The following is a 25,188-nucleotide window of genomic DNA, read 5'->3' as shown; positions in this document are numbered from 1 at the left end:
GCCAGAAAAGGAGAAAACAGAATGCCCATCTTTCTTATTGTGCTTGTTATTGCTCTTGTCATTCTCATTCCGAACATCCGCATTGTCAATCAGAGCAAGGAGGCGGTTGTTGAGCATCTGGGAAAATTCAAATGTATCTGGGGTGCCGGCATCCACATCAAGATTCCGCTGCTCGATCGTGTGGTGCGTACGGTTTCCCTCAAGGAGCAGGTGCTCGACTTCCCTCCGCAGCCCGTCATCACGAAGGACAACGTGACCATGATGATCGATTCTGTCGTGTTCATGCGCGTTTTTGATGCGAACCTCTATACCTACGGCGTGGAGAATCCGATCGCCGGCCTGCAGAACCTCTCGGCCACGACGCTCCGCAGTATCATCGGCGACATGGAGCTCGATCAGACCCTGACCTCGCGCGAGACGATCAATAACCGGATGCAGGCGATTCTTGACGAGGCGACCGACCCGTGGGGCATGAAAGTGACCCGTGTCGAGATCAAAAACATTCAGCCGCCAAAAGAGATCGAGGAGGTTATGACCAAGCAGATGCGTGCTGAGCGTGAGCGCCGCCAGACGGTTCTCGAGGCACAGGCGCATCAGGAGGCCGTGGTTTCCCGCGCCGAGGGAGACAAGCGGGCCAAGATCCTTGCGGCGGAGGCGGAGAGGGACGCACAGATTGCTCTGGCAGAGGGCCGCGCGCGCTCGATCAAGATGGTTTACGAGGCGGAGGCCGATGGTCTTGAGGCCCTCAAGAACGCGAATGTCAGCGATTCCGTTCTCCGCCTGAAAGGGCTCGAGGCGCTCAAGGACGTCGCGGACGGTCGGGCCACGAAGATTTACATGCCGTCGGATATTGCGGGCGTGGTGTCATCGCTCGGCGTGATGGCCGAGTCTCTGGGAATCGGTGACGCGACGCCGGTGGACAGAACGCCGAAGCCGCAGCCGCAGCCCAAGGAGGATCCCTGCCTGACTCCCGAGAGCAGCAAAGTGACGAGAGAGGCATCCCGCACGACGCAGGCCATCATCGCGGACGTGGAAGATTGAGCGCTTTCCGGCGGCGGGGCTGCGCGGCGGCAGGTGAGGTCACTGCGGCAGGCAAGACATCTGTGAAGCATTGTGAGGCTCCGTGTAATTCGGTATAATGAAAGAAAAATTCTTCACATAATTATGCATGGAAGAGTATTCCAAAAAGGAGAGCGTCATGCGCATCATCAGAGGGAAGAACTACGACGAAATCAGCAGGAAGGCAGCGGAGCTTCTGGCGGCACAGGTTGTGCTGAAGCCGGACTGTGTGCTGGGACTTGCCACCGGCTCCACGCCGATCGGCCTGTATCAGTATCTGGCGAAGTGGTACGAGCAGGGAGATCTCGATTTCAGCGCGGTGACGACGGTCAATCTTGATGAGTACTGCGGCCTTTCGCCGGAGCATGACCAGAGCTACCGTTATTTTATGAACGAGAATCTGTTCCGTCACATCAATATCCGCCGGGAGTGCACCTTTGTCCCGGACGGTCTTGCGGCGGATGCGGAGGCGGCCTGCCGCGCATACGATGAGACGGTGCGGCGGACAGGGGGCGTGGATATTCAGCTCCTCGGCATCGGCAACAACGGCCACATCGGCTTCAATGAGCCGGCGGAGACCTTTGCAGACGGAACGCATATCGTAAAGCTGACGGACAGCACGATCGAGGCGAACAAGCGCTTCTTTGCGAGCCGGGAGGAGGTGCCGGGGGAAGCGATCACCATGGGCGTCGGCACCATCATGCGGGCGAAAATGGTTGTTCTTGTGGCGAGCGGCCGGGCAAAGGCGGAGGCGATCTGCAATTCGTTCTTCGGGCCGGTGACGCCTGCGGTTCCGGCGTCGGTTCTCCAGCTTCACCCGAATGTGGTCGTCGTGTGCGACGAAGAAGCGCTTTCGCTCACGGATGTGAAGTAAGAGGTCTCTGATAAGTCAAAGGCGAACCTACCGCGTCAGATTCCGCAGCCACCTGCCGCTTCGGTAATGGATGAATTCGGGCAGGAGCTTGACGTATTCATCGGTGCAGAGCAGAAAGTAGACCCAGATCGGCGGGAGCTTCAGCACAAAGGCGCTGATGAGGCCCAGCGGGACAGCGTAGGCCCACATCGAAAGAATATCGAGAATCATGCCGTAGCGGGAATCGCCGCCTGCCCGGAAGAGAGAGCTGATGATGACCGTGTTGACAACCTGCGGAATCTGGTAAAAGACATTGATGTACAGCATGATGCGCAGATAACCGCGGGCCGTTTCGGTGAGGCGGGTGAGGTCCGGAATGACGGGACTTACGAGGAAAAGGATCAGCCCGGTCGCCGCACTCGAAAGGAACGAGAGCATGAGAATCGCGTCTGCGTCGTTTCCCGCCTGCTCGATGTTGTTTTCGCCCAGTTCCTTGCCGATGAGGATGGAGGAGGCGGCCGAAAGGCTGAATCCGATGGTGGTGCAGAGGTTCCGGCATACGGTGACGACGGAGTTTGCCGCGACGATGTCGGAGCCGAGATGCCCCATGATCACGGAGTACATCGAATAGGCGACGCCCCACGCGATATCGTTGACAAGCGCGGGGACGGAGTAGCGGATGAAATCGAGCACCAGCGTCTTCGGTATGCGAAATATGATGCGGGGGTGCATTGGCAGGAGCTTCTGGCGCAGCATGTCGAGCACACAGATGAGAAGCTCAAGGCCGCGGGCGATGGAGGTGGCGAGCGCCGCGCCGCGAATCCCCATGACCGGCGCGCCGAAAAGTCCGAAAATGAGCACGGCGTTCAGGAGGATGTTGAGCAGCAGCGTCGAGCCGGATACCAGTGTGGACAGCAGGACGCGCTCACAGCTCTTCATCACCGAGAGGTACATCTGCGAGATGCCCATGAAGAGATAGGAGAGCGCGACGAAGCGCAGATAGTGCATTCCCTCGGCAATCAGCTCCGCATCGTTCGTCCAGATGGACATGAGAAAACCGGGACAGAAGAGCGCGAGCAGCATGGCCGCGGCGGACAGAGGCACGGAAATCAGAAGCGCGAGGCCGTAGATTTTCGAGACGGTCGAACGGTCGCCCTTGCCCCAGTACTGGGCGGCGAGGATGGTGATGGCAGACTGCATGCCGAAGAAAAAGATGCTGAGGATGAAAGCGACCTGTCCGGCGAGAGAAGATGCCGAGAGGGCGGTCTGCCCGACCATGCCGAGCATCACGACATCGGCGGTTCCGACCGCCGTGCTGATGAGGTTCTGGAGAATGATCGGGAGAACGAGAGCGAATACTTCGGGATAAAATCCCTTTCTGACCTTGATGCGGAGCATGCTTCTGTACACCTTCTTAAAGAGTTTCTGCACCTTTGCCGTTTGACTTTTGCCTGCCCGGGTTGTATATTCTAGTCAGCAATGACGGAGAACACAGTCCGCTCATGATCTGAAGCAGAGATCCGGTATCGCTCCCCTTTTCGGGAACGGCTGCAATTACCGGACAGACCGCGGCGCTGTGCACCCCTCCCGAGCTGTGATGCGAGACAGCAAGCATCACCGTATTCCGGCGTTAACGGGGCATGAGTGAAAAGTCAAGGTGGAACCGTGCGAATGATCAGCACCCTTGGGCAACTTTCGTTGTTCGCGGGTGTTTCTTTTATTTCCGTGAGCAATGAGCCAAATGGACATGCTTGCATGTCCGCCTGGCGAATGCCGAATCATTTACTTATTATGAACGATGGCTTCCGCGTTCGCAAGCGGAAGCCGGAGCAGGAGGTATCGCAGTATGAAGATTTTGTACAATGACGGCAGAGTGGAGGAGTGCCCCGTGCAGGACGAGCTCCATGTGATCCGCCACAGCGCCGCGCATATCATGGCGCAGGCGGTGCAGCGCCTTTATCCGCAGGCGAAGTTCGCGTTCGGCCCCGCGACGGAGAAAGGCTTCTATTATGATATGGATCTGGGGGAAGCGAAGCTGACCGACGCCGACCTCCGGCGGATTGAGGACGAGATGCGGAAGATCGTGAAAGAGAATCTTCCGTTCAAGACCTTTGAGCTTCCCCGCGCTGAGGCGGTAAAGTTCATGCAGGAGCGCGGACAGGACTACAAGGCGGAGCATATCGGCGATCTTCCGGAGGATGCCCGCATCAGCTTTTTCCAGCAGGGCGATTACATCGACATGTGCACCGGCCCGCACCTGACTTATACCAAGGCGCTCAAGGCGTTCCGCGTCACGGGACAGTCGGGCGCGTATTGGAGGGCGGATCAGAACAACAAAATGCTGACCCGTATCTCGGGGACGGCCTTTGCCTCGAAAGAGGAACTGGAAGAGTATGAGAAGATGATCGAGGAGGCGGCAAAGCGCGATCACCGCCGGATCGGCAGGGAGATGGAGCTCTTTGCGTTCATGGACGAGGGGCCCGGTTTTCCGTTTATTCTTCCGAACGGCATGATTGTACGCAACGAGCTGATGTCCTACTGGCGGGAAATTCACACCAGAGAGGACTATCACCAGATCGAGACGCCGATTATGCTGGATCAGTCCCTCTGGGTCACCTCCGGTCACTGGGGACATTACAAGGACAACATGTTCACCTCGAGCATCGACGATCAGCTCTTCTGCATCAAGCCGATGAACTGCCCCGGCGCGATGCTGGTGTACAAGCAGCGCCCGCGCTCCTACAAGGAGCTGCCGCTGCGCTATGCCGAGGTCGGTCTTGTGCACCGCTATGAGAAGTCCGGCGAGCTGCATGGCCTTATGCGCGTCCGCTGCTTCCATCAGGACGATGCGCATACGCTGCTCTCGCTGGAGCAGGTCGAGCAGGAGATCGGGAACATCTCCCGCATCATCAATGAGGTCTATCATAAATTCGGCTTTACCTATTATGTGGAGCTGTCCACCATGCCGGAGGATCACATGGGCTCCGACGAGGAGTGGGAGAACGCGACGAACGGTCTGCGCCACGCGCTCGAAAAGCTCGGACTGGACTATATCGTCAACGAGGGCGACGGCGCTTTCTACGGCCCGAAGATCGACTTTCACCTCCGCGACTGCCTCGGCAGAGAGTGGCAGTGCGGCACAATCCAGCTTGATTTCCAGCTCCCCCGGAACTTCGATGCGAAGTATGTGGGGGCGGACGGCGAGCTTCACACGCCGGTCATGATTCACCGCGTCGTGTTCGGCTCGGTCGAGCGCTTCATGGGCATTCTCATCGAGCATCTCGGTGGCAAATTCCCGTTGTGGCTTGCCCCGGTGCAGGCGAAGATTCTGCCGGTTTCCGACAAGAGTCTGGACTATGCGGGAAAGCTCTATGATGAGCTGAAAGCCGCGGGCATCCGCGTGAAGCTCGACGACCGCTCCGAGAAGATCGGCTACAAGATCCGCGAGGCGCAGCAGGTCGACCGTGTGCCGTATATGCTGGTCATCGGCCAGAAAGAGGTTGAGGAGGGTACGGTGACCGTACGGAACCGTGATACCGGCGAATCAAAGACCATGACGACAGAGGCGTTCCGGGACGCGGTGCTGCGGCAGATCGCGGATCGTGAGATGGAGCTCGGCGTATGACGCCGATATGACACCGCGGTAACACAGGCCATAACAGAAGCAAGGAGACAGGGATTATGGGAATTCTTCAGGACTGGAGAAACAAGGCGTATAACGAAAAGGCGAATAAGGGTGATCTGCAGAGACTCTGGGCAGACTATTTCAAAAAGGAGCGCGATGTGTACGCCGAGCTCCTTAAGGAGCCCGATACGGAGGTAAAGGGGACGGTCAGCGGTCTTGCGGAAAAGTACGGCCTTTCTCTGGAATATATGGTCGGCTTTCTGGACGGGATCAACGATTCACTCGAGACGGAAAATCCGATTGAGACCATGGACGAGAACACGGAGGTCTCCCTCGCGTTCAACACGGAGAAGCTCTATAAGAACATGGTGGCGGCCGGCGCGGACTGGCTGTACGGGCTGGAGGAATGGAACAGCATTTTCCCGGAGGAAAAGCGTAAAGAGCTCTATCTCGAGCAGAAGAAGTCCGGCACGGTCGTAAAGGAAAAGAAAGTCTATCCCAACGATCCCTGCCCCTGCGGCAGCGGCAAAAAGTACAAGAAATGTCATGGAAAAAATGCGTAAACAGGCAGGTTTTGTGCACATCCTGCATCGGAACGCTTTGTAAAGCGCTCTTCCGGGCTTTGGCCGTTCAGGTGAAAAGGCCGGCGGGTGTTTTTTACCGGGAATGGGGTATCATCGTATGCTTTTACAACTGACAGCGGGAGCCTTGATCCCGTTTTTTGGAACAACATTCGGCGCGGCGCTTGTGTTTTTTATGAAAGCGGAGATGTCAGCGGCGCTGCGAAAGGGCCTTGGCGGCTTTGCGGCGGGCGTTATGGTGGCGGCCTCTTTCTGGAGTCTTCTGCAGCCGGCGATCAGCAGCTCTGAGGCGCTTGGAAAGCTGGCGTTTCTTCCCGCGGCAGTAGGGTATCTTGCGGGTACCGGTTTTCTTCTGCTCCTCGATGTTGTCACACCGCATATGCACATGGATCACCATGCGGAGGGGCCGCGCAGTCCCCTCAGTCAGACGACGAAGCTGATTCTTGCCGTCACGCTCCATAACATTCCGGAGGGAATGGCGGTCGGCGTCGTCTTTGCGGGGTGGATTGCCGGGGAGGCGACGGTCAGTCTGGCCGCGGCTCTGGCTCTCTCTGTCGGAATCGCGATTCAGAACTTTCCGGAGGGCGCCATCGTCTCGACGCCGCTTCTTGCCGAGGGGATGCCGAGGAAGAAAACTTTTTTTTACGGCATGCTGTCCGGTGCGGTGGAGCCTGCGGCGACTGCTCTGACCGTGCTGGCCTCGGCCGCTGTCGTGCCGGTTTTGCCGTATCTTCTGGCCTTTGCGGCGGGTGCCATGATGTATGTCGTTGTCGAGGAGCTGATTCCCGAGATGTCGGAGGGGGAGCACTCGAATATCGGCACGCTTGCGTTTTCAGTCGGCTTTGTGCTCATGATGATCCTCGATGTAGCGCTGGGATGAAAAGAAAAGACGCGGCGGGGAGCTGTCGCGGAAAGACAGATTGCGTTGCCGAAAGAAAAATTCGAGTCGGCCTCTTTACAAATCGGAAGGGATGCTCTAAACTGTGAATAGTTATACAAGACTAACCAATCGAAACAGAGTTCGCTCAAACCAGAATTTGGCCAACCCGGAATTTGGTCAAAACGGAATGGAGGCGCTGTCCAGCGCCTTATTTCCGGGCGATTGGTTAGTTAAATCTAACCGATTGGAGTATAACAGCGATGTCCGAGCAATTCCTGATCGAGCATTGTTCGCCGACGCTGGCGGGCCTGAAATCCGCAAATCTTTTTTCCGCAGAGTACAAAGGCGCAAAGCGTCTCGCCGGAGAGCTCCGGCGGCTTAACCGGATGCTGGGGCCGGTGGGGCTCCGCGTGGTGCCGGTCCGTGCAAGACGCGGACGCGTGCTTCTGTATATGTACCGCCCGGCTCTTCTGCAAAGAGATTTCGGAGACGCGCAGGCGAGCGGCATGCTGCGGGCGCGCGGCTACCGGGGCGGGAATGCGGAGCAGCTGGTGAAAGAAATGATCGGCCGTGTTCGGGAATCGGAAGAATTTCCGCATGAGATCGGACTTTTTCTCGGCTATCCGCCGGAGGACGTGGAGGGCTTTATCCGCAGTCCGCAGGAGGGCTGCAAGCTGACCGGCTACTGGAAGGTGTACGGCGATGTGAACCGCGCGGCGCGCTGCTTTGCGGAGTACCGCCGCTGTACCGAATGCTACCGGCAGAGCCTCGCGGCCGGCAGATGCCTCCGGGATCTGGCCGTGCGGATCTGAACAGACACTCTGCGGAGCGGTGATCACGAACCCGCGGGGACCGGAATCGGCGGAAAACGCAGGCAACAGCAGCGGGCAGCGGCAACAGACAACGGCAGGACAGTAAGTACATACAGAAAGAGGGAGATTACAATGAGCAAGGTAGCAGTGGTTTTTTGGAGCGGCACCGGCAACACCGCAGCGATGGCGGATGCGGTTGCAGAGGGAGCGCGGGCAAAGGGCGCCGAGGTCACGGTCCTCGGGCCGGCGGAGTTCTCTGCGGGCGATGTGTCGAACTATGATGCGATCGCGTTCGGCTGCCCTTCGATGGGTGCGGAGGTTCTGGAGGAGACGGAGTTTGAACCGATGTTCTCCTCGGTGGAGGGACAGCTCTCCGGAAAGAAGATCGCCCTGTTCGGCTCATGGGGCTGGGGCGGCGGGGCGTGGATGCTCGACTGGGAAGCCCGCTGCCAGAGCGCTGGCGCGGCGCTTTGCTGCGACAGCGTGACCTGCCAGAATGAACCGGACGACGCGGCAAAGGCGGAGTGCAGAGCCCTCGGGGAAGCGCTGGCATAAGCAGCGCTTCGGGAAGCGGGGTGATTCTGTGAGACCTACGATACAGAAGAGAATCGATGAGCTGACAAGGCTTGTGGAGCTGATCCGCAGGTGCGTAAAGTGAATCCGCAGACGGCGGCGATGATTTTTCAGAGCCTGCGGGCAGACATGCGCCGTTATATGGCAGGATCCGGCTGTTTCCCGGTCAGAGGGGGAGCAGCCGGATTTTTGATGTGTTCGTGGAGCGCCTCGAGATAGCACTTGCCGTAGCGGGAGAGTATCATATCTTTCTGGGTCACGGCGCCGATGCGCATGATTTCGTCCGAGACGAGGGGGCGGGCGATGATGCCGGAGCCGTCCAGCGTTTCGCTGATGACGCCGGAGCTCACGGTATAGCCGTCGAGACCGATGAGGAGGCTGAACAGGGTGGCCCGGTCGCGTACCTTGATGTTTTTGGGACTGTCCGCTGCGCTCAGAATTTCCTCCGAAAAATAAAACGAATTGTATTCGCCCTGCTCGAACGAGAAATACGGGTACGACTGCAGCTCCTCGAGCCGGATCTGCTCCCGTCCGGCGAGCGGGTGTCCGCGCCGGAGAAAGACGTGGGGCTTCGCCTCAAAGAGAAGCTGGAAGCGGAGCCGGTTCCGGTGGAGGAGCTTGCGGATGATCTCTTCGTTCCGGGACGAGAGATAGAGGACACCGATTTCGCTGGTCAGGCGGCTCACATCCTCGATGATCTCATGGGTCTGCGTTTCCCGCAGTGTGAAATCGTAGTCGGAGGCGTCGAAGCGGCGGATGACGTCGACGAACGCCTCGACAGCAAAGGAATAGTGCTGGCACGAGACGGAGAAGCGCGGGCTCTGCCGCTGCGTGTTCTTGTATTTTTCCTCGAGAAGATTGGCCTGCTCGAGAACCTGCCGCGCGTAGGAGAGAAAAGTCTTTCCCTCAGAGCTGGGCTCGACGCCGCGGCTGCTTCGGACAAAGAGAGAGAGGTTCATTTCCTCTTCCAGATGACGGACGGCATTTGTGAGGCTGGGCTGGCTGACGAAGAGTCTTGCCGCGGCAGCAGTGATGCTGCGGGTCTCGGTGATGGCGACGATGTAGCGGAGCTGCTGGAGTGTCATAGGGGCCTCCTTTTATCGTGAAGCGGTTTGATTGGTGATGAAAATGTTATTTTGTGATAGCCTGAAACTATTACAGAATAACATTTTTATGTATTTTGCAAAATGTTTTGTAACGGCTACAATTCATGTAAACGATTTCGAAAAGCGTGTCAATGACTTTACAAAGCATGCAGCCGGACGCAGTGTGTCCGGCAGAGGAGGATTGGATGAGTACAGGGACGATAACATCTCCGTCGCGCTATGATGTGGTGGGAAGCTTTCTCCGCCCGGAGGCGCTGAAGAAAGCGCGGGCTGATTTTGAGGCCGGACGGATCGGCGCCGGGGAGCTGAAAGAGGCTGAGGACGCGGCGATTCGCGATCTGGTGGACAAGGAGAAAGCGGCGGGCCTGAAGACTATTACGGACGGCGAATTCCGCCGGGCGACATGGCATCTGGATTTCATGTGGGGCTTTGAGGGCGTCGGACACCGGCCGACGGAGACAGGGCTCCCCTTTCACGGCGAGACGGCAAAGATCGATGATACCTATCTGACCGGCAGGCTTTCTCTGGCGGAGCATCATCCCTTTATCGAGCATTTTCGCTTTGTCAATTCCCTGACGGACGAAAGGACGGCCGCAAAGCTCACGATCCCCGCGCCGGCGCAGTTTCTCGAGCAGTTCACGATGCCCTTTGCCGCGGAGCACAGCCGGCAGTTTTACCCGGATTTTGACGAGCTGATCGCGGACATCGCCGCGGGCTACCGCAGCTTTATCCGGCAGATCTACGAGGCGGGCTGCCGGACACTTCAGTTTGACGACTGCTCGTGGGGACTCTTTGTCGATCCGCTCGCCAAGCGCTTTTTTGATACCGACGACGCCGGGCTCGAGAGACTCAAGCAGCAGTATCTCGAGATCAATAATCTTGCGATCGAGGGAAAGCCGGCGGATCTGGCGATCAACACGCATGTGTGCCGCGGCAATTTTCATTCCACATGGGCGGCGCAGGGCGCTTATAATGACGTCGCAAAATTTCTGTTTGCGCGGGAGAATGTCGACGCGTTCTATCTGGAATTTGACGACGCCCGTTCCGGGGGCTTTGAACCGCTCGCCGAGGTTGCGGAGGGCAAGACCGTTGTTCTGGGCCTTGTCACGACCAAATCGCCGAAGCTCGAGGACCGCTATGCGGTGAAGAAGCGGATCTTTGAGGCTGCAGAATATCTTCCTCTGGAACGGCTCTGCCTCAGTCCGCAGTGCGGCTTTGCCTCCTGCGAGATCGGGAACCGGCTCACCGAGGAGGAGCAGTGGAAGAAAGTCGCTCTGGTGCGCGAGATTGCCGAGGATACATGGCAGGATGCGTGAGCAGAGAGCCGGCAGGGCAGTTTTTTCGCGGCAACGCAACATTCGTTATTGAATGTATCAGATTAGTTGGTAATATGGATATGGGCGCTCCGGGTGTGCTGACCCGAGGCGTCTGTTTTTGTCCGACAACAGGGAACAGAACTCCGCTGCGGCAGCGCCCGGCTTCGGAGCAAAGGAGGATCCATGCAGTTTTACATGCCGGTACAGGTATATGATGAAGCGGACTGTGTGCGGCGGCATGCGGAGGTGTTTGCCGGAGCGGGCAGGCGCGCGCTCGTCGTCACGGGGCGTCATTCCGCCCGGGCGAACGGCTCGTATGATGATGTGTGCGCTGCGCTGAAAGCCTGCGGCACGGAGCATGTGCTGTTCGATGCCATAGAGGAGAATCCGTCGGTGGAGACGGTGATGCGGGCGCGGGATTTCGGCCTTGCGGAGGGAGCGGACTGCGTGATCGGCATCGGCGGCGGCTCGCCTCTCGACGCGGCAAAGGCGATTGCGCTGATGCTTGCGTATCCGGAGGAACCGGCAGATTTTCTTTTTCACGGAGAGCTGAAAAACGGGCGTCACCGCCTGCCGCTCGTGCTGATTCCCACGACCTGCGGGACCGGCTCCGAGGTGACGGCGGCCAGCGTCCTTACGCTCCATGATCAGCAGACAAAGGCGGCGATTCCGCACCGGATCTTCTGCGATACGGCTCTGGTTGACGGGAAATATCTGGCGGTCGCGCCGGAGACGGTTATCCGCAACACCGCGGTGGATGCGTTGGGACATCTCTGGGAGAGCTGCCTCAACGCCGATGTGAGCGATGCCGCGCGGATGTGCGCCGATGCCGGGCTGAAAGTGTGGAGCCGGAGCCGGGAGCTGCTGCTCCGCGCGGCGAAGTCCGGAGACGGAAAGCGGCTTTACACGGCGGAGGACTATACGAATCTGATGCGCGCATCCATGTTCGCCGGCATGGCGATCGCACAGTCCGGCACCTCTCTGCCGCATGCGCTGTCCTATCCGATCACTTATTCCGAGCATATGGCGCACGGCGCGGCCATCGGATACTTTCAGGCGGGATATCTCGCGGAGGGGCCGGAGGAGCTGAGGCGCTATCTTCTCGAGACGGCGGGCTTTGCGGATCTCGTCGACTGGCAGCGCTGCTATGAGCTGCTGTGCGGCGGCGGGAAGCTTCCGGAGAGCATTCTCGAGCATGCTGTGGATACCGCCATGGAGAACACGGCGAAGCTGAAAAAAGCGCCGTTTGCCGTGAGCCGTGAGACGCTGCGGCGAATCGCATACTGGGGACGCTGAGGGGGAATCATGAAAGAGCTTCACAGAAGAATTCTTATGACGGTGCTGGGCGTATCGGTTGCCGGGCTTTCCGTCGGTATTTTCAGCTACTCCGATCTGGGGCTTGACCCCTTTCAGGTGTTTGCGCACGGCGTCTGGGGACTGACGCCGATCGGCTTCGGAACGTTTTACGCGATTCTGAACGCGGTGATGCTGGTCGTGATTTTTTTTGTGAACCGGCGCAAGATTGGTCTGGGGACAGTGATCAATCTGTTCCTTATCGGATATCTTGCGGAATTTATGGAATGGTGTCTTGACCGGCTCCACCCGAATCCGGGCTTTGCGCTGAGGCTGGCGGCGCTCTTCACAGCGGTCGTGATCATGTGCTTTGCGTCGGCTCTCTACATGACGGCGGATATGGGAATTTCGACCTACGACGCGGTCGCCGTGACCATTGACGAGCGGGTGCCGAAGTGGAAATTCAAGTATATCCGGATCGCGACGGATCTGATCTGCGTCGTGATCGGGGGGCTCCTCGGCGCGACGTTCGGCCTCGGAACGATCATCACGGCGTTCTTCATGGGGCCGCTGATTTCCTTTTTCAATCATACGGTCGCGGAACCGCTCCGCTACGGGAAGAAAAAATGACGGTGGCCCGCGGCTTATCATCGCAGAGGGGCCGGCGTAAAACGGACGGCTTCGCAGCGGCGGCGGAGCCTGCGGCGTATACAGCGGCGCGCTGTATTTGCACTTTCTGCCGCGCTGTGCTAATATTTCTATGTTTGCAGTGAATACAGAGAGAGCTGGTCTGGCAAATGGCGTCGGATCAGCTTTTTTGCGCGGAGAGCAGAGCCCTCTGCGCGGGAGGGTCCGCTCCGAAGCCCGGGCCGCTCCGTGAGCCGGCGCTTCGGTAGGGTGAGAACTTTGTCATTTAAGGAACTGAAACTGAAACGGGACATTCAAAGTGCGGTCGGCAAGGCGGGATACAGCGAGCCGACGCCGATACAGGAAAAGGCGATTCCGGAGATCATCGCCGGACGGGATCTGATCGCCTGCGCGCAGACCGGAACCGGAAAGACAGCGGCCTTTGCGCTGCCGATTTTGAACCGGCTCGAGGAGATCCGGCCGAAGAAAATCCGCGCGCTGGTGCTTACGCCGACGAGAGAGCTGGCGATACAGATTTTTGACAGCTTCCGGAAATACGGGCGCTATCTGAAGCTGCGCACCGTCTGCGTCTACGGCGGTGCAAAGCCGGGCGCGCAGATCGCGGCGCTGGAGAGGGGCTGTGACATTCTGGTCGCGACGCCGGGGCGCCTGCAGGATTTCATGAACAGCGGATACATCCGCATTTCGGAGGTGGAGATCTTCGTCCTCGATGAGGCAGACCGTATGCTGGATATGGGTTTTATCGGCGATGTGCGTAAGATCGCTTCCCATCTTCCCGGAGAGAGGCAGACTGTCATGTTTTCCGCGACCATGCCGCCGAAGATCGAGGAGCTCGCAGGAGAGCTGCTGACAGACCCGGCGATCGTCAAGGTGGCGCAGACCACTGATCCCGCGGACACGGTGAACCAGTCTCTGGTCTTTACGGAAAAGGTGGATAAAAAGCATCTTCTCGGCGATCTTTTGAAGAAAGAGGAGGTGAAGAAATCCATCGTCTTCACACGGACAAAGCACGGCGCGGACCGTCTTGTCCGGGATCTGGGAAAGGAGGGGGTCGCGGCCATCGCGATCCACGGCGACAAGACGCAGGGACAGAGGCAGAATGCGCTCGAGCGCTTCCGTTCCGGCGGCGTAAAGGTGCTGGTGGCGACGGACGTGGCCTCCCGGGGAATCGATATTCCGAAGATCACTCATGTGTTCAATTACGATCTGCCGATGGAGAGCGAGTCGTATATTCACCGCATCGGACGCGCGGGCCGGGCCGGGGAGAGCGGCGAGGCGGTGACGCTCTGCTGCGAGGAGGAGCTGGAGCTTCTGCGCGATATCGAAAAAATGATGAAGAAAGAGATCCCGGAGATCGAGACGAGCTATTCCGTTCCCTTGGAGAGGAAAGCCGCGCGCGCCGCCCGGCGAAAGAGCGGCGCGGACAGGAGACACTCTGCGGGGAGAGGCTATGGCAGCTCCGGCGCGGCAGGCGGCAGGAACAGCCGCCCGGGCATAAGCGGAAGACGCCGCAGCGGCCGGGACGGAAGCCCGGACAGGAGACCGGGCAGCGGGACGTCGCGATATGGAAAAAGTCAGTATCAATCACATAGCGGAACAGTTTCTGTATGAATATTACTGCCGCCCGGAGGCGTATGACTTCGAGGACGGCAGGGAGCTGGAAGCCCTCCTTGCACAGGCGGAGGAGGCGGAGCGGCGGGCGGCGGAGAGCGCCGGGCAGACTCTGCATGAAGAAGGTCCGGCGCTGCGCGAAGAGGCCGGGGCCGGGAGTTCCGCCGCGTGTGAAGCCTTAAAGACCGCGGCCGTGCTTCGCCGGCAGGCGTGCGACTGCTACCGCATGGTGTACGACCTCACGGGAGAGAGAAAACTGGCGGAGCGGATCCGCAGACTTTCGTAATGGAAACTCGTAATGGAGACATTACGGAGACATCACGGAAACATCGCGGGAACATCGTCGTGGGAACGTCTTTTATGAGCGGGATGCGTACGCAGTCTTTGTGCGGATCCCCGGGAGCCGTCCGATCCGTCCGGTGAGCGCCGAGGTGATATCGGTGGGCGCGTCGATGGCAATGGAGATGATGTGCACATCTTTTTTCCGGTAGGGGATGCCCATGCGGCCGATGATGTATTCGCTGTATTCGTGCAGAATTTCATTGAGCGGCGCGGCGGCTGCGGTGTCCTCGATGATGATGCCGATGACGGCGATGCGCGACTCCTCTGTGGCAGAATTCGTATTCATGTTTCTCCTTTCATGCGGGGGAGCGCTGCGCGGCGGCGCCCTTGAAGAAAGCCCCCGAAAACAGACGGCAGATGATGCGCTCCAATTCCTCGGCGGATTCCTCCGCGCCCTGCTGGATATAGGTTTTGGCAATGGCGGACAGACCGCCTGCAAAAAATTCGGCGCAGTAGATCCGCTCGGACTCGCTCCGGGCAGGAAGAAAGCAGCGGCAGGAAAGAAACGAGGTATAAAGACTCTCGTGCATCAGGTAGATGATGTCGTTGCGGACGAGAAGCGAGAGAACATGCTTTTTTTTCGTGATATAGACGGCGCAGCTGGTGCTCAGCTCGGCGAGAGAAACCGCAGTCCGGCTGCACTTCTCGCCGGGATCGTAGCCGTGCTTTTTTTCGAGCACGTAGCTGATGATATTTTCCCGGGAAGCAAAAAGAGAATAGAAGGTCTGACGCGACACGCCGGCTTTCTTGCATATTTCACTGATGCTGATAGAGGAATAGGCCCTGTTTTCGAGCAGCGAGACGAACGCTTCGGCGATCTGCTGCTGGGAGGACAGGGCTGTTTTGTTGGAACCGGTATACATGGACAGAATCCCCGCAGATGTAAAGATATAAACAGTTTGTGAAAAGTAAACCATGAACGTTGACAGTTGTCAAACCGCGGCGTAATATCGAGAGTAGTTAGCACTCCTTTGATTTGAGTGCTAACAGAATAAAACAGAATGAGGAATGATGCGCTTCGGCGCGGAGGATATGATTATGTTAGTGATTCCCGTATACAACAAGATTGTGATGCCCGATACTAATATTTATTTTCAGACGCAGGAGTTTTACAAGCTGGCCGGCCGCGGCGGCGCACTGGACGAGAAGGTGGTGCTCCTTGTTGCAAAGGAAAACGGGACCCGCGAGGCGATGAACGAGGAGAGCTTTCACCCGATTGGCGTGCAGGGCGTTATCAGTGAGGTGAGTCAGGAAGGCTATATCGGCATCAAGACGCTGGGGCGCGTCAACATCGATATGATATGGATGAACAGCGACCGCAGCTTTGATCTCACCATTTCGCGCCGGGCCGATCAGCATGACATGGACGAGGCCGAGAGCTATGAGCGCCTGCAGGCCCTGAAGAAAGCGATGGAGACCTACGCGGACGGCTTCGACTGGGCAGAGCAGGCAAAGGCATGGATCGGTCAGATCGAAAATATGAACGGCGTCGTGGTCTCGCTCTCTCCGTGGCTTTCCATCGATCATGAGGAGCGCTACGCGCTGCTCGCGGAGGACAGCATTGCGAAGCGGACGGCGATGATCGAGCGCGTGTCCTATGAGTTCCTCGAGATCTCGCGGGTGACGAACGAGGCGCATTCCGAGCGTCAGCAGGAATATCAGAACATGTACCGTGAGTCTGCGATCCGCAAGCAGATGGAACTGTTGCAGAAAGAGCTTGACGCGCTGCATCCCGAGAACGTCTCCGATGTGCAGCGCTTTGAAAAGAAGATCGCCGAGTCCGGCATGAACGAGACGGCCCGGAAAGAGGCCGAGAAGATTCTGAACCGCCTGAAGCAGGAGGGCAGGGAAAACTCGGAGACGGCGATGCTTTATGATTATCTCGATTTTGTGACAAGCCTTTCGTGGAAAAAGGAGGAGGCGCGCTTCATCGATCTGGGAGAGGCGGAACGCATTCTCGACGAGGATCATTACGGACTGAAAAAGGTCAAGCGCAGAATACTTCAGCAGATCGCAGTCATGAATCTCAGGAAGCAGCAGGCGGGCTCCATTCTTCTCTTTGTCGGCGCTCCGGGCACCGGCAAGACCAGCATCGGACGGAGCATTGCACGGGCGCTCGGCAGAGAATACGTCCGCATCGCGCTCGGCGGTGTCCGTGATGAAGCGGATATCCGCGGACACCGGAGAACCTATATCGGGGCGATGCCCGGCCGTATCATGAACGGCATTCAAAGGAGCGGTGTTTCCAACCCGGTTGTGGTGCTCGATGAGGTGGACAAGCTCGCCGTCTCCTACAACGGCGATCCGGCGAGCGCACTGCTCGAGGTGCTGGACCCGGAGCAGAACAACAGCTTTACGGACCACTACATGAATGTCCCGTATGATCTGTCGAATGTCATGTTCATCTGCACTGCGAATACGACGGACACGATCCCTGCGCCGCTCCTCAACCGTATGGAGGTGATCAGCTTCACCGGCTATACGCCGGAGGAGAAGCTCCGTATCACCAAGGAGCACCTGCTTCCCCGGGCGATGGAGGCGATGGGAATCGCGGAGGATCAGCTCTCAATCAGTGAAGAAACGCTGCGCAGCATCATCGAGGACTATACCATGGAGGGCGGCGTGCGGGGCCTGCGCAAGCGGATTGACACGCTGTGCCGGACGGCGGCCGTCCGGATCTCCAGGACGCCGGAGGAGCACGTTTCCGTGAAACCGGAGGAACTGCGCGAGCTCCTCGACATGCCCCCGGTGCGGCACGACCGCATTCTCGATGAGGGCAGGCCCGGTGTGGTGACGGGGCTTGCGTGGACACAGGCCGGAGGCGAAATTCTGCATATTGAGACATTGTTTACCGGGGGAAACGGGAAACTCACGATTACCGGGCAGCTCGGCGACGTGATGAAAGAGTCGGCGCAGATCGCCGTCAGTCTTGTAAAAGATATGTTTCCGGATAAGGCAGAGCTCTTTGAGAAGAATGACCTTCACATCCATGTCCCGGCCGGGGCGGTGCCGAAAGACGGTCCGTCGGCAGGCATCACGCTGACAACGGCGCTCGCCTCTCTGGTGACAGGAAGCGTCGTTCCGCAGGATGTGGCAATGACGGGCGAGGTTTCGCTCCGCGGTGCCGTCACGGCGATCGGCGGACTGCCGGAAAAGCTCCTCGCCGCGCAGAGAGCCGGTGTGCACAGGGTCTTTATCCCGGAGGAAAATGCAGAGGATCTGACAGAAGTCTCCCCTGAGGTGAGAGAAAGTCTCACTCTTGTCCCCGTGCGGACGGCGGGTGAGGTGCTCGCGGCGATCGGCGTGGGCTGAGAGAAAAACAGTCAGCGCAGCGTCACGATGATGGAGGGCATGGCGGAAAAGCGCAGGCCCTCATCGGTAAAGACAGCGGTAAAGCGATAGTCGCCGGCGCGGTTCGGCTGATAGCCGCGGCAGACCCAGTTGACTTCTTCGGTCACCTCGTTTGTGGAGGTGACGCCGCCGGACTTTGTCGTGAAGACGACATTCAGCCGCTCCGGAAACAGCGCGGTGATCTCTTCGATATCGGAGCCGAGCCTCCGGACATAGGAGCTGGCCGCGGGGGAAGCAACGCGGGTGATCTGTGTGGCGTCGGAGAGTATGACCCGGATTACCGGCATGTCGAGCGCAGCGGCGCAGGGGCTTCCGCCCTCCGAAGCATCCGGCAGCTCGCAGTCGAGCCAGTAGCTTCCCGCTGTGCCGGCGTCGTAATACCCTTTCCAGTCGACCTCGGAGACGCTCTGGATTTCAGCCCCCTTGTCCGTCGTCATCGTGATGTTCAGACGGGCGGGCAGGCCCATGCTTTCCAGCGAGGTTCCGACAGGAAAGTGGTATTCACGGACCGCAGGGGCACTGACAGCGGTGACCTTGCCCTCTGCTCCTGCGGCCGCATAGACGCTGCCGGACGGGGCGGAGAGAAAGGCCGCGGCGCCCAGTGCGCACAGAGCGGCGGACAGACGGAAATGGATGGAACGGGAATGGCGGAAAAAACGATCCATGGAAGTCCTCGAAGATGAAGCATCCTGTGCAGAATATACTAAATATTGTGGATTATTGTCCTTAGTCTACACAAGTTGACTTATTTAGTCAAGAATCAAAAGAAAATATTTCGCATTTTTATGGCAGGAATATCCGGTCAATATGAGAAGCGAAAGTATGTTCGAATATGCGTGCAGGTAGTATAATAGCGGCATGACGACAGAAATGCGGGTATCTGTTCGCAGTCTTGTGGAATTTGTGCTGCGGAACGGCGATCTGGATAACAGGGCGGGAGCAGCGCCGGAAGAGGCCATGCTTGCGGGGGCAAGGATGCACCGCAGGCTTCAGAAGCAGGCGGGGCCGGATTATCAGCCGGAGGTTTCGCTGTGCTGCCGCTGGGAATATACCGAACCGAACTTCCGTCCGTTTTCCGTCCTTGTGGAAGGACGGGCGGACGGTATCTTTACGGGGCGCCTCCCGGACGATCCGGCGAGCGAGGAGGGACCGGTCATCGATGAAATCAAGTCCACCTACCGCAACCTCGCCCGGATGACAGAGCCGGACCCGGTGCATCTCGCACAGGCCAGATGCTACGCATGGATGTACTGTGCGGAACAGGGGGCGGAGTTTGTCTATGTGCGCCTCAGCTATGTCAATTTGGACAACGAGGATATCCATTATTTTTATGAAAGGCAGACCCGCGAAGAGCTGGCGGCATGGTTCGGGGCGCTGATGCGGGAATACCGGAAATGGGCGGAGTATGCTCTGGGCTGGCTGGAAAAGCGGCAGAATTCGATTCGGGCGCTGGCCTTTCCCTTTCCCTACCGCGAGGGACAGCGGGAGCTGATGGGGCATGTCTACCGGACGATTGTGCGCGGACGGAAGCTTTTTCTCGAGGCCCCGACCGGGACAGGCAAAACCATCGCAGCTCTTTTCCCGGCGCTTAAGGCCATGGGGGAGGGTAAGGCGGAACGCATCTTTTACCTCACGGCGCGGACGGTTGCGGGAGCTGTCGCCGAGGATACGCTGCAGCTCTGCCGTGCGGGGGGACTTGCCGCAAAGAGCGTGACCCTCACCGCAAAGGAAAAGCTCTGTGTTCTCGGCCGGCCCGACTGCAATCCGGATGCCTGTCCCCGTGCGCAGGGGCACTATGATCGGATCAACCGTGCGATTTACGAGCTGCTGACGCAGGCGGATCATTTCGACCGCGGGACGATCGCGGCCTGTGCGGAGAAGCACAATGTCTGCCCCTTTGAAATGACGCTGGACATGAGCCTGTTTTCGGACGTCGTGATCGGGGATTACAATTACGTGTTCGATCCGCATGTCTATCTCCGGCGCTTTTTCGGGGAGGGCGAGCTGCGGCGGGCGTATCTTTTTCTTGTGGATGAGGCCCATAACCTCGTGGATCGCGGGAGAGAGATGTACAGCGCGGCCATCGATCAGGGCTTTCTGGAGAGTATGGAGGCGGTTCTGCGAGGGACGCGCTCGGAGCTTGCGGACGGCACGGTGGGCTGTCTTCTCGCGCTCGGGGCGCTGCGGCGCAGGCAGCAGACGGAGGCTCTGCTTGTCCGCGGAGAGGACGAGACCGCGACCTTTCATGACGCGGTGACGGCGCTGCACGGCCGGGTAGGGAAGTGGCTGGAGGAGGAGCGCCGGAGGGCGCGCCGCCGTGTGAGGAAGCCGTCCCGGAGGAAAAAGGAGCTGCAGGAAAAGATCCTGAATCTGTACTTCGAGCTCTCGCACTATCTCCTTATCCGGGAGCTGATGGACGAGCATTACCGCATCTACACTGAATTTGCGGATGGGAGCTTCCGCATCCGGCTGTTCTGCGTGGACCCGGGCAGGAATCTGCAGCGGTGTATGGACAGAGGTGTGTCCTCCATCCTCTTTTCGGCGACGCTCCTGCCGATTCAGTATTACAAGAAGCTCCTCGGCGGCGGGGCGGAGGATTATGAGGTGTACGCGCATTCTGTCTTTGATCCCGAGAGGCGGGCGCTTCTTATCGTGCGGGATGTGACCAGCCGCTACGCGCGGCGGGGGCCGGAGCAGTATGACCGTCTCGCGCGCGGCATTCATTACATGACCTCGGGGCGACACGGAAATTATCTCGTCTTTTTCCCCTCGTTCGTCTTTCTCCGTGAGGTGGCAGAGGTCTATGCGCGGCGCTATCAGGATGCATCCGTGACGGAGTGCATTTGTCAGCAGGAGAGAATGGACGAGGCGGCGCGAAGTGCTTTCCTCGCGCGCTTTGCGCAGAGCTCGGATGAGCACACGCTGATTGGCTTCGCGGTGCTCGGCGGTATCTTCTCGGAGGGCATCGATCTCCGGCGGGATTCCCTCATCGGCGCCGCCGTGGTCGGGACCGGGATCCCGCAGATCTGCGGAGAGCGCGAGCTCCTCCGCGAGTACTTCAATGAAACCGGTGTGAACGGCTACGATTATGCCTACTGTTTCCCCGGCATGAACAAGGTGATGCAGGCGGCGGGACGGGTGATCCGGACGCAGCAGGATATCGGTGTGATCGCGCTGCTCGACGAGCGTTTTCTGACGAGTGGGTACCGGCGTCTGTTTCCGCGCGAGTGGTCGGATTACGAGGAGATCTCTACGGAGGAACTCCCGGGGCGGATCGACCGCTTCTGGAATGAGTGGCTGTAATGCTGGTTTGAATATCAGCATCCCTATTCGCATCCGCTTCGCGGATTGCTCATACGGGCGCTGAATTGGTATAAATCGTAGAGAAAATTCAAAAAATTTCAGAAACAGTTAGATATCTACTGAACAAGTCACTGTGGAAAACTGCGTCGAAATGAGTCAAAAGGCCTATTATTGTGGATAACTCTGTGGATTCTGGGGATTTCTCGGCCAATTAGGCTCCAGTTCCGGGGGAAAAACCGTTCGGACCGGTCAATCATGAAATTGTGTACAAAGTCATGATAATTTAATTGACTAATACAGTCAAACAATGAAAAATGCCCGGATGCGCCGTGGAGATTGCATTCTCGGAAAAATGCAGTTACACTGGGACGGTATGGGACGTTTCCCGGAGAGGCGTCCGGGAGGAAGCAGACAGATGTGGGCTGACGAGAGTGTTTTTTACCATATTTATCCATTGGGGATGTGCGGCGCGCCGCTTCAAAATGATGGAGTCGAAGCGCATCGGATCCGCGAGGTGCTGGACTACATTCCCCATCTTGTGAGGCTGGGCGTGGGTGCTGTCTATTTCGGCCCTGTGTTTGAATCGGACGCGCACGGCTACGATACTCGGGATTACCGCAGAATTGACGTGCGCCTCGGGACGAACGAGGATTTTCGCGAGATCTGTGACGCGCTCCACAAAGCGGGAATCCGTGTCGTGCTGGATGCGGTGTTTAATCATGTCGGCCGGGGCTTCGGCCCGTTCCGTGATGTGCAGGAGCACCGCCGGGAATCTTCCTATAAGAACTGGTTTCATATCAGCTTCGACGGGGATTCCGCCTATCATGACGGCTTCTGGTATGACGGCTGGGAGGGACATTACGAGCTGGTGAAGCTGAACCTGCGTGAAGATGCGGTGGTGCAGTATCTTCTCGATACCGTGCGCTTCTGGACGGAGGAATTCGGCATCGACGGCCTGCGGCTCGATGTGGCGTACTGCCTTGACCGGGATTTTCTCCGGAGACTTCGGCGCTTCACCGATGAGCTGAAGCCGGATTTCTGGATGGTGGGCGAGATCCTCGGGGGCGATTATAAGACCATTATGGCAGACGACATGCTGCATTCGGCGACGAACTACGAATGCTACAAGGGGCTGTTTTCGAGCTTCAACAGCATGAATATGTTTGAAATCAACCATTCGCTCCAGCGGCAGTTCGGTTCGGAGCCGTGGTGCCTGTACCGCGGGAAGAACCTCCTGACCTTTGTCGATAACCACGATGTCACGCGCGTTGCCAGTATTCTATCGAACCCGGCGCATCTTCCTCTTATTTATGCGCTGGCATTCGGGATGCCCGGGATCCCCTGCATCTATTATGGAAGCGAATGGGGACTGCGCGGTGATAAAAAAGACGGCGATCCGGCGCTCCGCGTACCGGCGCCAAAACCGGAATGGACGGAGCTCACGGATTTCATCCGCAGGCTGTCCGAGGCGAGACGAGGGTCGGAGGCGCTCTGCTTCGGCGATTTCCGCAGCATTCTTCTGACAAACCGCCAGTGCATTTTCGAGCGCAGGACAGAGCGGGAGAGAGTTCTTGTCGCGATCAATGCGGACGGAGCGGACTTTATGGCGCATTTCGACGCGGGATGCGGGACGGCGGAGGAGCTCCTCACCGGAAAGACGCACGACTTCGGCGGAGGAAGTCTTCTTCCGGCATACAGCGCCGCGTTCTGGCGGATGGAGCGCTGAGCGTGAGCGGAGGAGCCGGCTTTTTTTGAAAATCTGTTGTTGACAAACAGACAGGCGCAGTGTACAGTACGGTAAAGAAATTCAAAGCATATTGAAACAGTAGGAAATAAAAGAGATTCATCGCACGGCGCGGGGCGGGAGATATTCCCGTATCGCGCGGGCGCCGGCAGGTATGTATTCGTTCCGCAGAAAGTACAGAGAGTCTGCTGTGCAGACAGGGCAATGGCAACGGGCCCGCAGTACGGATTTTGCAAGAAGAGCTCTTCGGGACAGCGCATACGACGGCGGCTGTCTTTTTTTGTTTCGGAAAGCGGTGCTTTGAGCGGCGGGGGCAGTTATGTCTTACATTATTGAAGTAAAGGATCTGTTCAAAACCTTTCAGACCAAGGAAGCGTCGGTGGATGCGCTGAAGAATATTTCTCTCCGGATCGAGGAGGGGGATGTCTACGGTATCATCGGGATGTCCGGCGCAGGCAAGAGCACGCTTGTGCGCTGCCTCAATTTCCTTGAGCGGCCGACCTCCGGCACCGTGACGGTGGAGGGGAGGGACCTCTCATCCCTCAGCGATGCAGAGCTGCGAAAGCTGCGCGGCAGCATCGGCATGATCTTCCAGAGCTTCAATCTTCTGATGCAGAGCACCGTCATCAGCAATGTCATGTTTCCTCTCGAGATTGCGGGCATGAAAAAGAGCGCGGCCAGACAGAAAGCAAAGGAGCTTCTGCGGACGGTGGACCTCTCGGACAAGGAGCTTGCCTACCCGGCGCAGCTCTCCGGCGGACAGCGTCAGCGGGTGGCGATTGCCCGTGCGCTCGCCACAGATCCGAAGATTCTGCTCTGCGACGAGGCGACCTCGGCGCTCGATCCGCAGACGACGCAGTCGATTCTGCAGCTCCTGCGGCGAATCAATCGTGAGATGGGGGTCACGATCGTCGTGATCACGCATCAGATGTCGGTCGTTCGGGAAATCTGCAGCAACGTCGCGATCGTCGAGGCCGGGAATCTTGTGGAGAGCGGCCGGGTCGTCGATATTTTCAGTCATCCGAGGTCGGCCGCGGCAAAGCGTCTTATCATAGAGGGAAAGGACCCGGATGAGTGGCAGGTTCCGCAGGAGGAGCGCCCCGCACCCGCGAAGACGGGATTTCTCCGTGAGCTTCGGGGAAGCCGCTGCATCCGCATCGTGTTTTCTACAAATTCGGCCTACGAGCCGGTGATCGCCAACATGATCCTGCGCTTCGGCGCGCCGGTCAATATTCTCAAGGCCGATACCAAGGATGTTGGGGGCACGGCGCGGGGAGAGATGATACTGGGACTGCCGGAGGGCCGGGAGCTGCAGCAGGAAATGATAGCCTATCTCCGGGGCAGAAAGCTGGACGTTGAGGAAATAGAGCTGAATGGCGGGGAGGTGGACAGGTGATGTTTGACAGCAAGGTGGTATCCATGATCGTACAGGGCATCGGAGAAACCCTGTATATGACCTGCGTCTCAACGGTGTTCGGCTATCTTCTGGGACTTCCGGTCGGCGTGCTCTGCGCTGTCACGGATCGTGACGGGATCCATCCGAACCGCGTCGTTTACCGCACGCTCGATTTTATGATCAATATTCTGCGCTCCGTTCCATTTTTGATTCTGCTGATTCTGCTGATTCCGTTCACTCGTTTTGTGGTGGGCAAGAGCTACGGCCCCACCGGTGCGATCGTTCCTCTGGTCATTTCCGCCGCGCCGTTTATTGCCCGCATGGTCGAATCCTCTCTTAAGGAGGTGGATCACGGCGTTATCGAGGCGGCGCAGGCGATGGGGGCCGGCAACGGCACCATCATCCGCCGGGTGCTTCTTCCCGAAGCGCGGGTTTCGCTGATTGTCGGCGTCACCATTGTATTCGGAACGGTGCTCGGGTATTCGGCGATGGCGGGAATCGTGGGCGGCGGAGGGCTCGGCGATATCGCGATCCGCTACGGCTATTACCGCTATCAGACGGATATCATGATGGTGACGGTGTTTCTGCTGGTTCTGCTCACCCAGCTCTTCCAGCTTGCGGGGACAGGGTTCGCGGCCAAGCTGGACCGGCGGCATTCGTAAGATATACCGGGCGGCAGTCTGTGCGGCTGTTCG

At 58.3% G+C, this 25,188-nt stretch carries 22 protein-coding genes; 17 read left to right on the top strand and 5 right to left on the bottom strand.

The features are described from left to right. Positions 1-21 precede the first annotated feature (21 nt). Together E0E20_RS09770 and nagB are read left to right on the top strand one after the other, a co-directional pair. Positions 22-1,041: an SPFH domain-containing protein gene (locus E0E20_RS09770; protein ID WP_130838023.1), complete on the top strand. Its 1,020-nt coding sequence runs from the start codon at positions 22-24 to the stop codon at positions 1,039-1,041. Positions 1,042-1,198: 157 nt separating this feature from the next. After that, positions 1,199-1,933: a glucosamine-6-phosphate deaminase gene (gene nagB / locus E0E20_RS09765; RefSeq protein ID WP_130838022.1), complete on the top strand. Its 735-nt coding sequence runs from the start codon at positions 1,199-1,201 to the stop codon at positions 1,931-1,933. Positions 1,934-1,960: 27 nt separating this feature from the next. Here nagB and E0E20_RS09760 read toward each other — a convergent pair whose 3' ends face one another. Further along, positions 1,961-3,322 carry an MATE family efflux transporter gene (locus E0E20_RS09760; RefSeq protein ID WP_242622749.1) on the bottom strand — a complete coding sequence of 454 codons (1,362 nt, stop codon included), beginning with the start codon at positions 3,320-3,322 and terminating at the stop codon, positions 1,961-1,963. 436 nt (positions 3,323-3,758) lie between these two features. On the opposite strand from E0E20_RS09760, the gene thrS reads away from it, so the two are divergent. The 5 genes from thrS to E0E20_RS09735 all read left to right on the top strand — a co-directional run bounded on the left by thrS (position 3,759) and on the right by E0E20_RS09735 (position 8,365). After that, positions 3,759-5,537, top strand: a complete 1,779-nt coding sequence (thrS, locus tag E0E20_RS09755) for a threonine--tRNA ligase (protein WP_130838021.1) — start codon at positions 3,759-3,761, stop codon at positions 5,535-5,537. 56 nt (positions 5,538-5,593) lie between these two features. Continuing rightward, on the top strand, positions 5,594-6,100 hold the full coding sequence (locus E0E20_RS09750; RefSeq protein WP_130838020.1) for an SEC-C metal-binding domain-containing protein: 507 nt from the start codon (positions 5,594-5,596) through the stop codon (positions 6,098-6,100). A 118-nt stretch (positions 6,101-6,218) separates the two neighbouring features. After that, positions 6,219-6,998: a ZIP family metal transporter gene (locus E0E20_RS09745; protein WP_130838019.1), complete on the top strand. Its 780-nt coding sequence runs from the start codon at positions 6,219-6,221 to the stop codon at positions 6,996-6,998. Between the two features lie 260 nt (positions 6,999-7,258). Then, positions 7,259-7,810, top strand: coding sequence for a DUF3793 family protein (locus E0E20_RS09740; RefSeq protein ID WP_130838018.1), 552 nt, complete (start codon positions 7,259-7,261; stop codon positions 7,808-7,810). Between the two features lie 132 nt (positions 7,811-7,942). Then, on the top strand, positions 7,943-8,365 hold the full coding sequence (locus E0E20_RS09735; protein ID WP_130838017.1) for a flavodoxin: 423 nt from the start codon (positions 7,943-7,945) through the stop codon (positions 8,363-8,365). Between the two features lie 155 nt (positions 8,366-8,520). On the opposite strand, the gene E0E20_RS09730 is transcribed toward E0E20_RS09735, so the two are convergent. Beyond that, positions 8,521-9,468 carry a LysR family transcriptional regulator gene (locus tag E0E20_RS09730; RefSeq protein WP_130838016.1) on the bottom strand — a complete coding sequence of 316 codons (948 nt, stop codon included), beginning with the start codon at positions 9,466-9,468 and terminating at the stop codon, positions 8,521-8,523. A 206-nt stretch (positions 9,469-9,674) separates the two neighbouring features. On the opposite strand from E0E20_RS09730, the gene E0E20_RS09725 reads away from it, so the two are divergent. The 5 genes from E0E20_RS09725 (at position 9,675) to E0E20_RS09705 (ending at position 14,643) form a co-directional block, all read left to right on the top strand. After that, positions 9,675-10,805: a 5-methyltetrahydropteroyltriglutamate--homocysteine S-methyltransferase gene (locus E0E20_RS09725; protein WP_130838015.1), complete on the top strand. Its 1,131-nt coding sequence runs from the start codon at positions 9,675-9,677 to the stop codon at positions 10,803-10,805. A 183-nt stretch (positions 10,806-10,988) separates the two neighbouring features. Next, on the top strand, positions 10,989-12,101 hold the full coding sequence (locus tag E0E20_RS09720) for an iron-containing alcohol dehydrogenase family protein (protein ID WP_130838014.1): 1,113 nt from the start codon (positions 10,989-10,991) through the stop codon (positions 12,099-12,101). A 9-nt stretch (positions 12,102-12,110) separates the two neighbouring features. Beyond that, positions 12,111-12,728, top strand: coding sequence for a YczE/YyaS/YitT family protein (locus E0E20_RS09715; RefSeq protein ID WP_242622748.1), 618 nt, complete (start codon positions 12,111-12,113; stop codon positions 12,726-12,728). A gap of 276 nt (positions 12,729-13,004) precedes the next feature. After that, a complete protein-coding gene (locus E0E20_RS09710; RefSeq protein WP_130838012.1) occupies positions 13,005-14,357 on the top strand; it encodes a DEAD/DEAH box helicase in 1,353 nt (450 codons plus the stop codon). Beyond that, positions 14,311-14,643, top strand: a complete 333-nt coding sequence (locus E0E20_RS09705; protein WP_130838011.1) for a hypothetical protein — start codon at positions 14,311-14,313, stop codon at positions 14,641-14,643. The genes E0E20_RS09710 and E0E20_RS09705 overlap by 47 nt, the downstream gene beginning before the upstream one ends. A 72-nt stretch (positions 14,644-14,715) precedes the next feature. On the opposite strand, the gene E0E20_RS09700 is transcribed toward E0E20_RS09705, so the two are convergent. Together E0E20_RS09700 and E0E20_RS09695 are read right to left on the bottom strand one after the other, a co-directional pair. Then, positions 14,716-14,985, bottom strand: coding sequence for a TM1266 family iron-only hydrogenase system putative regulator (locus E0E20_RS09700; RefSeq protein ID WP_130838010.1), 270 nt, complete (start codon positions 14,983-14,985; stop codon positions 14,716-14,718). A 10-nt stretch (positions 14,986-14,995) separates the two neighbouring features. Next, positions 14,996-15,562, bottom strand: a complete 567-nt coding sequence (locus tag E0E20_RS09695; protein ID WP_165444057.1) for a TetR/AcrR family transcriptional regulator — start codon at positions 15,560-15,562, stop codon at positions 14,996-14,998. A 169-nt stretch (positions 15,563-15,731) separates the two neighbouring features. Here E0E20_RS09695 and lon point away from each other — a divergent pair, with 169 nt between their 5' ends. Beyond that, a complete protein-coding gene (gene lon, locus E0E20_RS09690) occupies positions 15,732-18,011 on the top strand; it encodes an endopeptidase La (protein WP_330508918.1) in 2,280 nt (759 codons plus the stop codon). Positions 18,012-18,022: 11 nt separating this feature from the next. Here the strand turns inward: lon and E0E20_RS09685 are convergent, their stop codons facing one another. Then, the gene (locus tag E0E20_RS09685) at positions 18,023-18,715 is read right to left on the bottom strand and encodes a hypothetical protein (protein WP_130838008.1); all 693 of its coding nucleotides are present in this window, start codon (positions 18,713-18,715) and stop codon (positions 18,023-18,025) included. A gap of 193 nt (positions 18,716-18,908) precedes the next feature. Between E0E20_RS09685 and E0E20_RS09680 the strand changes: the two genes are divergently transcribed. The 4 genes from E0E20_RS09680 to E0E20_RS09665 all read left to right on the top strand — a co-directional run bounded on the left by E0E20_RS09680 (position 18,909) and on the right by E0E20_RS09665 (position 25,155). After that, positions 18,909-21,353, top strand: a complete 2,445-nt coding sequence (locus E0E20_RS09680; RefSeq protein ID WP_130838007.1) for an ATP-dependent DNA helicase — start codon at positions 18,909-18,911, stop codon at positions 21,351-21,353. Positions 21,354-21,768: 415 nt separating this feature from the next. After that, entirely contained in the window at positions 21,769-23,079 is a 1,311-nt protein-coding gene (locus tag E0E20_RS09675) for an alpha-amylase family glycosyl hydrolase (protein WP_130838006.1), read from the top strand. A gap of 337 nt (positions 23,080-23,416) precedes the next feature. Continuing rightward, a complete protein-coding gene (locus tag E0E20_RS09670) occupies positions 23,417-24,493 on the top strand; it encodes a methionine ABC transporter ATP-binding protein (protein ID WP_130838005.1) in 1,077 nt (358 codons plus the stop codon). Beyond that, on the top strand, positions 24,493-25,155 hold the full coding sequence (locus E0E20_RS09665; protein WP_130838004.1) for a methionine ABC transporter permease: 663 nt from the start codon (positions 24,493-24,495) through the stop codon (positions 25,153-25,155). The genes E0E20_RS09670 and E0E20_RS09665 overlap by 1 nt, the downstream gene beginning before the upstream one ends. Positions 25,156-25,188 lie beyond the last annotated feature (33 nt).

The sequence above is a fragment of the Lachnoclostridium sp. Marseille-P6806 genome (assembly GCF_900625025.1).
GTDB lineage: Bacteria > Bacillota > Clostridia > Lachnospirales > Lachnospiraceae > CAG-791.
The sequence above is the reverse complement of the archived record's forward strand: the minus strand, read 5'-3'. Positions and strand labels throughout refer to the sequence as shown.